This window comes from Kitasatospora sp. NPDC059408 (genome assembly GCF_042751525.1).
Taxonomy (GTDB): Bacteria; Actinomycetota; Actinomycetes; order Streptomycetales; family Streptomycetaceae; genus Kitasatospora.
This window is the reverse complement of sequence record NZ_JBHYWI010000100.1, coordinates 20,875-29,301: the sequence shown is the minus strand read 5'-3', so window position 1 is coordinate 29,301 and position 8,427 is coordinate 20,875. Positions and strand designations below refer to the sequence as shown.

General features: G+C 75.1%; 6 protein-coding genes. 4 read left to right on the top strand and 2 right to left on the bottom strand.

The genetic code is table 11. From position 1 onward, the window contains the following. Positions 1–38: 38 nt before the first annotated feature. Complete coding sequence (locus tag ACFXDE_RS38725; protein WP_380499014.1) at positions 39–1,169, bottom strand: trypsin-like serine peptidase; 1,131 nt, start codon at positions 1,167–1,169, stop codon at positions 39–41. A gap of 32 nt (positions 1,170–1,201) precedes the next feature. Beyond that, complete coding sequence (locus ACFXDE_RS38720) at positions 1,202–2,389, bottom strand: trypsin-like serine peptidase (RefSeq protein WP_380439458.1); 1,188 nt, start codon at positions 2,387–2,389, stop codon at positions 1,202–1,204. Between the two features lie 281 nt (positions 2,390–2,670). Between ACFXDE_RS38720 and ACFXDE_RS38715 the strand changes: the two genes are divergently transcribed. The 4 genes from ACFXDE_RS38715 to ACFXDE_RS38700 are packed head-to-tail and all read left to right on the top strand — an operon-like array spanning position 2,671 to position 8,427. Beyond that, positions 2,671–4,590, top strand: coding sequence for an IucA/IucC family protein (locus tag ACFXDE_RS38715; protein ID WP_380499013.1), 1,920 nt, complete (start codon positions 2,671–2,673; stop codon positions 4,588–4,590). Positions 4,591–4,631: 41 nt separating this feature from the next. Beyond that, positions 4,632–5,243: a GNAT family N-acetyltransferase gene (locus ACFXDE_RS38710; RefSeq protein WP_380499012.1), complete on the top strand. Its 612-nt coding sequence runs from the start codon at positions 4,632–4,634 to the stop codon at positions 5,241–5,243. 9 nt (positions 5,244–5,252) lie between these two features. After that, on the top strand, positions 5,253–6,623 hold the full coding sequence (locus ACFXDE_RS38705) for a lysine N(6)-hydroxylase/L-ornithine N(5)-oxygenase family protein (RefSeq protein WP_380499011.1): 1,371 nt from the start codon (positions 5,253–5,255) through the stop codon (positions 6,621–6,623). Then, a complete protein-coding gene (locus ACFXDE_RS38700) occupies positions 6,601–8,427 on the top strand; it encodes an IucA/IucC family protein (protein WP_380499010.1) in 1,827 nt (608 codons plus the stop codon). Before ACFXDE_RS38705 ends, ACFXDE_RS38700 begins: the two co-directional genes overlap by 23 nt.

The window sequence follows — 8,427 nt, the reverse complement described above, 5'->3', positions numbered from 1 at the left end:
GGCCCCCGGACGGGGTTCCGTCCGGGGGCCTTCGCACGTCACCGGACGTTCTTGGCGAAGTACTCGAAGGCCTGCTTCGCCTGGTCCTGGAGCGAGGGGCCGGCCAGGTACCCGGTCGGGTTGCGGTCGCCGACCGAGGTGACGCTGATCAGGTTGGGCTTGCCGTCCTTGACGATGAACCAGCCGCCGCCGTCGGCGCCGCCGGTCATGGTGCAGCCGATCGCGTACATCGGCGGGCGGGCCCGGTCGAAGGCCAGCCGGGCCGGCGCGGCCGGCGCGTCGCAGTGGTCGAGCTCCGTACCGTCGAACGGCTTCTCGGCGGGGTAGCCGTAGGCGGACGCCGAGGTGATCTGCTCGCGCGGGGCGTTGAACCAGACCGGGACCGAGCCGCCGACCGTCTCCTCCAACGACCGGCCGGAGCCGCTCTCGTCGCGCACCCGGACGATCCCGTAGTCGTACTGGTCGTGGGCGCCGGTGCCGCTCTCCTTGAGCCAGGTCGGCGAGACCAGCGCGCGCACCGCCGTCCAGCGGCCGTACGGGGACACCTGCTGGTCGGTGGCCGGCTTCCCGCGGCCGGCCTGGCCGTCGCGGTTGTAGCCGGGCACGAAGGTGACGTTCCGCAGCCAGGCGCCGCCCTTGCCGTCGTGCAGGCAGTGGGCGGCGGTGTAGACGAGGTCGCTGCGGCCCGGGGCGGCCGGGTCGGAGACCACCGTGCCGGAGCACGCGGCGTCGCCCCCGGGCGCGGTCACGAAGAGCCTGCCGACCACGGCGGCGGCGGGGCCGTACGGGTGCGGCTGCGCCTGGGCCGGGACCGGGGCCGGGGGAGCGTCCTGCGGCGCGTCGCCCTGGGCGGCGGTGCGCGGGGCCTCCGGGACGGGCCGGCTCTTGGCGGCCTCCATCCTGGCGCGGGACCAGAAGCCCGGGGGCACCTCGTTGGCGAAGGCGCTGTCGGCGACGAAGCGGGCCCAGTCGTCGACCTTCCAGCCGGCCAGGTCACCGGGGCTGGTCGGCGGCGCCGGCCTGGCGAGGGTGACCGGCGCGCTCGCGGCGCTCCCCGCGGGCCGGTCCGGCCCGCAGGCGGTCGCGGTGAGGGCGAGCGCGGCGAGCGCCGCGGCGCCGGCCAGTGCGGCCCGGCGCCGCGGCACGCGTCCGCGGGTGGTGTACGGCACGGTGCATCGTCCCCGGCGGTGGGTGAACGCGGTCACTGCTTCCTGGAGATCCAGTCCAGGGCGTTCTTGGCGACCGTCTCCAGGTACGGGCCGCTCAGCGAGGTGTGCTCCTGGGTGCCGATCGAGGTGTTGCTGACCAGCGCCGTCCGCCCGTCGGGCATGGTGGCGAACCAGCCGCCGCCGCTGGCGCCCTGGGTCATGTTGCAGCCGATGGTGAGCATCGACGGCCGCTTCGGGTCGAAGGACAGGCGGGTCGGCTTCCCGCCGTCGCACTTGTACAGCTCCTGGCCGTCGAACGGCTTGTAGAGCGGGTAGCCGACGGCCGAGACGGAGAGCCGGTCGCGCGGGGCGTCGAACCAGACCGGGACGGCCGAACCGACCGTCTCCTCCAGCGACTTGCCGGTGCCGCTCTGGTTGCTCACGTGCATGATCGCGAAGTCGTACTGGCTGGCGGAGTCCCCGGTGCCGCCGCCCTCGACCACCCACTGCGGCGAGGTGGTGACCTGGTCGGCCCACCAGGTGCCGAGCGGGGCCAGCTCGGACAGCGGGGCCTTCTTGCCGCCGCTGGAGGCGCCCGAGTTGTTGTAGGCGGGCACGAACACGAGGTCCTTGTAGTAGTTGCCGCCCTTGCCCTCGTGCACGCAGTGGCCGGCCGTCCAGACCAGGTTGCTCTTGCCCGGGTGCTGCGGGTCGGTGATGACCGTCGCCGAGCAGTTGCCCCGGCCGCCCTGGGCGCTGAAGAACACCTTGCCGGAGGGCTGCTTGGTGTACGGGCGCGGCACCGGCACGGCCTTGACCACCGGCGGCTCGGGGTCGGTCACGCCGTCGTCGGCGGCCGGCTTGGCGGTGGGCGGGGCCGGGTCGGCCGGCTTGGAGTCGCCCATCTTGTCCGGGTTCCAGAAGTCCTTCACGACCGGGTTGTTGAAGACGTGCTTGGACGCCCAGTTGTCCCAGTCCTCGAACTTCCACTTCTTCAGGTCGTCCCAGCTCTTGGGCAGGCCCTCCAGCAGGCTGGTGGGGATGCCCGAGGGCAGCGTGATCCCGCCGATGACGCCGCCGCCGGGGGCGGGGCTGCCGGGGCCGCTCGCCGAGGCGGGCGGCGGTGCGGCGGTGTCCGTGCCGGTGGCCGAGGACGGGCCGTCCGGGCCGCAGGCGCTCACCGCGAACAGGGTGCCGGCGGCGAGGACGGCTGCGACGGCGGACCGGTGGATCGATGGCATCTGTGCGCTTCCCCCTGTGGATCGGTGCGTGGACGGGGCGGTGGTTCGTGGACGGGACGGTCCGGGGTAGGAGTCTTCCACTGGTCGGGAGGACGGCGCCGGGCGCCCCCGGGTTGCGGCTCCTGAGCGGTGGTCACCGATCCGTGACGAAGCCTCCACAGGAGCCACCGGTACAACCGGGCCTCCTCCCCGGCGGTGAACAATCACCGATCTTCACCCGGACGAGTGAGCCGTCCTTGTGATCACCCGTCAGGGATAGGTAACCCTTACCTGACGCGACGGTGCGAGCGCCCGCCGAACCCCCCCTCCGCCATCCGCGCGCGTCCGCACCCCACGCGTCCCGAGGAGCACCCTTGAGCACCGCCGCCCTGACCGGAGCCCCGCCCGAAACGCCGCCGCCCGCGGACCGGTCGGCCGGGCCCGACCCGCTGCTGCACCCCGACCCCGCCGTCGCCGCCGAACAGGCCGCGCTGGAGGCCCTGTTGCGCTGCTGGACGCGCGAGACCGGCGCCCGCCCGGGACCGGACGGCCGACTGCGGATCGCCGTGCTCGGCGGCGCCGCACGGCTCTCCGCGCCCGTCCGCCACTGGTCGCCCGGCGGCTGGCACCGCTTCGGCCCGGCCCGCCTCGGCGCCGGCGACGGCGCCCCCGACGCCCCGGTGGACGCCGTCACCGCCGCCGCGCTGCTCGCCGCCGCGGCCGCCGACCGGCCCGACCCCGGACAGGTCGCCGACCTCGCCGCCCGGGTCGCCGACTCCGTCGTGCGCACCGCCGAGATCCTCGCCCACCGCCGCACCGGCGCCGCACCCGGCGGACCGGAAGGCTCCCACTTCCTCGCCGCCGAACAGTCCCTGCTGCTCGGCCACCCCCTGCACCCCACCCCCAAGAGCCGCGACGGCCTCGGCCCGGCCCAGAGCGCCGCCTACTCGCCCGAACTGCACGGCTCCTTCCAACTCCACTGGTACGCCGTCGACCGGGCCCTGCTCGCCGCCGGATCCGCCCTCCCCGAGACCGCCGAGCGGATCACCGCCCGCCTGCTCGGCGACCGCGCCCCGCTGCCGCCCGGCACCGCCGCCCTGCCCCTGCACCCCTGGCAGGCCCGCGAGCTGGCCCACCGCCCGGCCGTCGCCGCCCTGCTCGCCGAAGGACTCCTGCACGACCTCGGCCCGGCCGGCGACCCCTGGTACCCCACCTCGTCGGTGCGCACCGTCTACCGGCCCGGCACCCCGTGGATGCTCAAGCTCTCGCTCGGCCTGCGGATCACCAACTCCCGCCGGGAGAACCTGCGCAAGGAGCTCCACCGCGGCCTGGAGGTACACCGGCTGCTGGAGAGCGGACTCGCCGCCGAGTGGCGGGCCGCCCACCCGGGCTTCGACGTCGTCCGCGACCCCGCCTGGATCGGCGTCGACCACCCCGCCCTCGGCGACCCCGGCGGCCTGGACACCGTCCTGCGCGCCCAGCCCTTCGCCCCCGCCGACCGCGCGCTGTGCGTCGCCGGGCTCGTCGCCGAACAGCCGCTCGGCACCGGCGCCACCGTGCCGTCCCGGCTCGGCGACACCCTCCGGGCGCTCGCCGTGCGCTGCGGCCGCCCGCTGCGCACCGTGGCCGCTGAATGGTTCCTGCGCTACCTGGACGCCGTCGTGCTCCCCGTCCTGTGGCTGGACGGCCGAGGCGGCATCGCCCTGGAGGCGCACCAGCAGAACAGCCTCGTCCTGCTCGACGCCGAAGGCTGGCCCCGCGGCGGGCGCTACCGCGACAACCAGGGCTACTACTACCGGGAGAGCGCCCGCGAGCGGCTCACCGCCCGGCTGCCCGGCCTCGGCGAGCACAGCGACACCTTCCTCCCGGACGACGTGATCGACCACCACTTCGCCTACTACCTCGGCATCAACCACGTGCTCGGCCTGGTCGGGGCGCTCGGCTCCCAGGGGCTCGCCGACGAAACGGTGCTGCTCGCCGCGCTGCGCCGCTTCCTCACCGGACCGGAGGCGACCGCCACCGGCTCGACGCTGCCCGCCCTGCTGCTCGACGCGCCGACGCTGCCCTGCAAGGCCAACCTGCTCACCCGGATCAACGGCCTGGACGAGCTGGTCGGCCCGGTCGCCACGCAGTCCGTCTACGTGGACATCCCCAACCCCCTGGCGGACGCGTGCGTGAGCGAGCGGTGGGGGTCCCCCCGGCCGGAGGCTGGGGGAGAGTGAACCAGGAAGAGGTGCGCGTGGGCGAATGCCCCCGCCGAGCGATGGGGGTACCTCCCAGCCGCCAAGGCTGGGGGAGAGGCGGAGGCATGATGCTCGACGACGTGCCCGGGTGGGGCGAGACCCCCACCCCGGCCGGCGGGTTCCGGCTCCGCCCGGTCCGGCTGCCCGCCGACCTCGACCTGCTCGCCTGCTGGATGAACGACCCCGAGGTCGCCGCCTTCTGGGAGCTCGCCGGCCCGCCCGCCGTCACCGCGGAGCACGTCCGGGCCCAGCTCGACGGGGACGGGCGCAGCGTGCCCTGCCTGGGCCTGCTCGACGGCACCCCGATGAGCTACTGGGAGGTCTACCGCGCCGACCTCGACCCGCTCGCCGCGCACTACCCGGCCCGGCCCCACGACACCGGCGTCCACCTGCTGCTCGGCCCCGCCGCGAGCCGCGGCCGGGGCCTGGGCGCCGTCCTGCTGGCCGCCCTCGCCGACCGGATCCTGCGGCAACGGCCGCTCTGCGAACGGGTGGTGGCCGAACCCGACGTCCGCAACCGGCGCTCGGTCCGGGCCTTCGAACGCGCCGGGTTCCGCCCGGCCGGCGAGCTCGACCTGCCCGCCAAGCGCGCCGCCCTGATGATCCGCGACCGCGCCCCACTCCCCGCCTAGGACACCCCCGTGCACTCCTCGACCCCCCAGCCGCCGTACGACCTGCTCGGCGTGGGCATCGGCCCGTTCAACCTCTCGCTCGCCGCGCTCGCCGAGCCCGTCCCCGGCCTGCGGACGCTCTTCTGCGACCAGCGCCCGGAGTTCCGCTGGCACCCGGGGATGCTGGTCGACGGGGCCCGGATGCAGGTGCCGTTCCTCGCCGACCTGGTCTCCCTGGTCGACCCGACCAACCGGTGGTCCTTCCTCAACTACCTGCGCGACCAGGAACGGCTGTTCCCGTTCTACTTCGCCGAGCGCTTCCAGCTGCCGCGCCGCGAGTACGACCACTACTGCCGCTGGGCCGCCGAACGGCTCGGCACCTGCCGGTTCGCCACCGTGGTCAGCGAACTGCACTGGGAGGACGGCCTGTTCCGGGCCGAGCTGACCGACACCGCGACCGGCCGGCGCAGCCGCGTGCACGCCCGCAACCTCGCGCTCGGCGTCGGCACCCGGCCCGTCCTGCCCGAGGCCTTCGCCGCCCTCGACGGCCACCCCGGGGCGTTCCACTCCGCCGACTACCTCGACCGGCGGGCCGCCCTCGGCGGCGCCCGGGACATCACGGTCGTCGGCAGCGGCCAGTCCGGCGCCGAGGTCTTCCTCGACCTGCTGCGCCGCCACGACGGCGACGGCGTCCGGCTGCGCTGGCTCACCCGCACCCGGGCCCTCGCGCCCATGGAGTACTCCAAGCTCGGGCTGGAGCACTTCACCCCCGACTACACCCGGTACTTCCACGGCCTGCCCGAGCCCGTCCGGGACACCCTGGTCGCCGCCCAGTGGCAGCTCCACAAGGCCGCCAGCGCCGAGACCCTCGCCGAGATCCACGACCACCTCTACGAGCGGACCATCGGCCGCCCGATCGACACCGCCCCGGTCGAGATCACCCCCGGCACCGCCGTCACCGAGGCCAGGACCGGGCCCTGCGGCGGCCTCGAACTGCGCTGCCGGCACACCGACTCCGGCGCCGAGCACCTCGTGCGCACCGACGCCGTGGTGCTCGCCACCGGCTACCGGGCCGCCCGCCCGGCCGCGCTCGAACCGCTCGCCCACCTGATCGACTGGGACGCGGCCGGGCGCTACCGGGTCGACCTGGACCACCGCGTCGCCACCCGGCCCGAACTCACCGGCGGCCTCTACGTCCAGAACGCCGAACTGCACACCCACGGCGTCGGCACCCCCGACCTCGGGCTCGGCGCCCACCGCGCCGCCGTCATCCTCAACGCCGTCACCGGCCGCACCGTCCACCGGCTGCCCACCCGCACCGCGTGGACCGGCTTCGCGCCGCCCGTCCCCGCCTTCCCCCACCCCCAGGAGCTGACCCGTGCCGCAACCGCCGGCCGCTGAACCGCCGCTCTACCTGCCGCCGCAGCTCACCCCCGGGCCCTGGCAGCGGGCCGGGCGCGCGCTGCTGGCCAAGATGCTCGGCGAGTTCGCCTACGAGGAACTGCTCACCCCGGTCCCCGTCCCGGACGCGGACGACGAGTACCTGCTCGGGCTGCCCGAGGCCGAGTACCGCTTCACCGCCCGCCGGGGCGCCTACGGCAGCTGGCGGGTCGACCCGGACTCCGTCCGCTGCGACCGCGAGGACGGCCTAGACCCGCTGCGCTTCCTCCCGTACGCCCGGCACACCCTCGGCCTGCGCGGCGAGACCACCGGCCACCTGATCCGCGAGCTCACCGCCACCCTCACCGCCGACGCGCACCAGCTGGCCACCGCGCTCACCGCCGCCGAACTCGCCGACCTCGACCACGCCGCGCTGGAGGGCCGCCAGGAGGGCCACCCCTGGATCGTCCCCAACAAGGGCCGGATCGGCTTCTCCGCCGCCGACGCCGCCCACTGGGCCCCCGAGGCGCGCACCCCGCGCCCGCTGCCCTGGATCGCCGTCCACCGCCGGCTCGCCCGCTACCGCGGCGTGCCCGGCCTCGAACGGCCCGAGCAGCTCTACGCCCGCGAGCTCGACGACCCCGGCGCGCTGCGCGCCGCGCTCGGCCCCGACGCCGACGACTACCTGCTGCTGCCCGTCCATCCCTGGCAGTGGGACGAGACGGTCGTCCCGCTGTTCGCGCCCTGGATCGCCTCCGGCGAGATCGTCCCGCTGCCCTCCGACGGCGACCCACGGCTGCCCCAGCAGTCCATCCGCTCCTTCTTCAACACCGCCCACCCCGAACGCTGCACCGTCAAACTGCCGCTCTCCATCCTCAACACCCTGGTCTGGCGCGGGCTGCCGGTGGAGCGCACCCTCGCCGCGCCCGCCGTCACCGCCTGGATCCACGGCCTGCGCGACGCGGACCCGTTCCTGCGCGACGAGTGCCGGGTGATCCTGCTCGGCGAGATCGCCTCCGTCACCGTCGACCACCCGCTCTACCGCGACCTGCCCGAGGCGCCCTACCAGTACAAGGAGCTCCTCGGCGCGATCTGGCGCGAACCGCTCGGCCCCTTCCTGGACGGCGGCGAACGCGCCCGCACCCTCGCGTCCCTCCTGCAGACCGGCTCCGACGGCCGCGCCCTCGCCGCCGAGCTGATCGCCCGCTCCGGGCTCGCCCCCGCCGAGTGGACCCGCCGGCTGTTCGCCGCCATGCTGCCGCCGCTGCTGCACTTCCTCTACCGCTACGGGCTGGTCTTCTCCCCGCACGGCGAGAACGCCATCGTCGTCTTCGACGCGCACGACGCCCCGGCCCGGCTCGCGGTCAAGGACTTCGTCGACGACGTCAACCTGAGCGACGAGGACCTGCCCGAACTGCGCGACCTGCCCGCCGAGGTCGACGACGTCCTGCTCCGCGAGCCCCCGCAGGGCCTGTGCCAGTTCCTCCACTCCGGGCTCTTCATCGGCGTCTACCGCTACCTCGCCCCGCTCCTGGAGGCGCAGACCGGCCTGCCCGAGGCCGACTTCTGGGCCCTCCTGCGCGACGAGATCGCCCGCCACCAGGACCGCTTCCCCGAGCTGCGCGAGCGCTTCGAGCTGTTCGACCTCCTCACCCCGCGGATCGACCGGCTCTGCCTCAACCGCAACCGGCTCCTCCTCGACGGCTACCAGGACCGCCCGTACCGGCCGCACGCCGCCCGGTACGGCACGGTGCCCAACGCCCTCGTCACCCCCGGCGCGGATCTTCCGGGGCGACGCGACCGGATTGTCACCCCCGCGCCGTAG